The sequence below is a fragment of the Acinetobacter sp. UNC436CL71CviS28 genome (assembly GCF_000620525.1).
Classification (GTDB): Bacteria; Pseudomonadota; Gammaproteobacteria; order Pseudomonadales; family Moraxellaceae; genus Acinetobacter; species Acinetobacter radioresistens.
This window is the reverse complement of sequence record NZ_JIBB01000103.1, coordinates 1-1,121: the sequence shown is the minus strand read 5'-3', so window position 1 is coordinate 1,121 and position 1,121 is coordinate 1. Positions and strand designations below refer to the sequence as shown.

At 39.2% G+C, this 1,121-nt stretch carries 2 protein-coding genes; both read left to right on the top strand.

The window, feature by feature from the left end; genetic code table 11:
• The coding region (locus N518_RS0115345; RefSeq protein WP_026444497.1) for a hypothetical protein at positions 1 to 372 on the top strand (372 nt) is incomplete at its 5' end.
• Positions 373 to 466: 94 nt separating this feature from the next.
• Complete coding sequence (locus tag N518_RS0115340) at positions 467 to 1,036, top strand: GIY-YIG nuclease family protein (protein ID WP_026444496.1); 570 nt, start codon at positions 467 to 469, stop codon at positions 1,034 to 1,036.
• Positions 1,037 to 1,121: the final 85 nt, after the last annotated feature.

Below are 1,121 nucleotides of genomic sequence, written 5' to 3'. Positions count from 1 at the left end.
TTCGGGGCTTGGTGTGAAACTGAGCGCATGAGAGGAGGAGACTATCCCGATGGTTTGCATATTAATCAGATTTACTGGTTGATGCGTGAAGCAGGTAAGGAAATGCCGAAAGGTAAGGCTTATATCCGTTGTGAGATTAGCGACTATGAAGCGGATCAGGTGCAGGCGTTGTTGAGGAGTATCTTTCAATCCGAGTCAGTGGACTTCACAGCCAAGTATGCAGTGATGTGTCTGGTGAAGCATAAGGTGGAGAATCGTAGTTTAAATGCTGTGGGTGGTATCACAAATCAATCTAAAAGTCAGGTGAATATTATGGTTGGTTGTGCTAGATTTTTTATTCATGCACACGATAAAAGATTAAGAATATCATGAGTTTATTTATATTTATGGTATAATATTTAAGCAAGCCATACAGGTGCTACCAACACCTATATGGCTCTAATCAAATTGAAATCGAGGCTCCAAAATGACTGTGCGCAATAATACTTGCGTAGCCACAGCTATGCAACGTCGTCACCAAAATTTTATGAAACTCTTAGAATTAACCTATGAGGACTTTGAATATGACTTTTCAAAGGTTGTATTTAACAAAGATGTGGACTCATTGGTTAAAATTAAATGCCCTAAACATGGCTGGGTAAGAACTAGAGCAAAGAAGCTATTAGCTGGCCGAGGGTGTATAGCCTGCAATGAAGAAAGCCTGCTAGATCATGGTGCAATGATTTATATAATTCGTTGTTACGATGATCAGGAAGAGTTTTACAAAATTGGAATTACCACAAAATCTTTAGACGTTAGATTCCCCGATAGGAGTGGACTCCCATATGACTATGATGTCTTGAGTCTCCAAAACGGGGATAGGAAAAAGCTCTATAAATTTGAAGCAATGATTTTGAGGTTGCTGAAAAAATACAGGTATACACCCAAGAAGCCTTTTCGCGGACGCACTGAATGCTTTAGCAACATTGATCTAATAAGGCAGAAGTTTAATATATTTGATGCTTTTGGTGTTGACTCGTTTAAACGCGCGGTATAGTATTTCTGTTATAGTGGCGAAGTTGTAACCTAGTCACTAATATTGATTGAGTCCGTAGGCGATACGGTAAAATGATAAGTGCGTT

Bases quoted from the DNA above. Each gene is read 5' to 3' on its own strand.
- N518_RS0115340 (WP_026444496.1), top strand. From the start codon at position 467: ATGACTGTGCGCAATAATACTTGCGTAGCCACAGCTATGCAACGTCGT.